Raw genomic sequence first — 938 nt, forward strand, 5'->3', positions numbered from 1 at the left:
GTATAATAGTTGAATAAAAGAACCATTTATTTCTTATAGAGCAAGCGGTTGAGAACACTTTATCAGCGCATTACAAAAGAAACAACATTTCACGAAATGGTAATTTAACAAAAAAGGAGAAAACAACAGTGGGATTTTTAATTGGTATATCAGGAAGCATTATTGTAGATCAAGGAGGACGCTTTCCAGGCTATAAGCGAGCGTATGTGAATAACGACTATATCGAATCAACAGCGCTCAGCGGCGGAGTTCCTTTTATCTTGCCAGTGCTAAAAGACGAAGAAATGATGAAAGCGCAGGCAGAAAGTATAGACGGGTTGATTTTATCAGGTGGTCAAGACGTTAACCCCCTTTTATACGGTGAAGAACCGACAACCAAAACGGGGTCACCTTTTTTAGCACGAGATCAGTCTGAACAGCTATTGTTAAAGCATGTGATCGATCAAGGAAAGCCGGTATTAGCAATTTGCCGCGGCTTACAAATTTTAAACGTTGCTTACGGCGGCACTCTTTATCAAGATATGTCAGACATTAAAGAGTCATTTATCAAACATGATCAATACAACAACACAAGCGACCCTTCTCATTCCATCATGATTAAAGACGGAACACGCCTACATGACCTTTACGGCAATCAAGCTCTTATTAATTCATTTCACCACCAAGCTATTAAAGACGTAGCGCCTGGTTTTGAAGTTTCCGCATGGGCAAAAGATGGAGTTATTGAAGCCATTGAAAAACAAGGAGAACAATTCGTAGTCGGAGTCCAGTGGCATCCAGAAATGATGGCAAAAGAACATGCTTCAATGCTAAACTTGTTTAAACTGTTTATGGAGCATGTGCAGCAGTCGGCTGTAAAAAAAGTCAGCATTTGACGTTTTAATCTACTGCGTCACCAATACAAAAAGGCAGGCCGTTATAATGGCCTGCCTTTTTGT

At 40.1% G+C, this 938-nt stretch carries 1 protein-coding gene; it reads left to right on the plus strand.

The window, feature by feature from the left end:
* The first annotated feature begins 128 nt into the window (after window positions 1–128).
* Complete coding sequence (locus tag RB298_RS00035; RefSeq protein WP_328235053.1) at window positions 129–875, plus strand: gamma-glutamyl-gamma-aminobutyrate hydrolase family protein; 747 nt, start codon at window positions 129–131, stop codon at window positions 873–875.
* The last annotated feature ends 63 nt before the right edge of the window (window positions 876–938 follow it).

It is taken from the genome of Priestia sp. BR_2, from assembly GCF_041954005.1.
In the GTDB taxonomy this organism is placed as follows: domain Bacteria; phylum Bacillota; class Bacilli; order Paenibacillales; family Paenibacillaceae; genus Paenibacillus_AQ; species Paenibacillus_AQ lautus_A.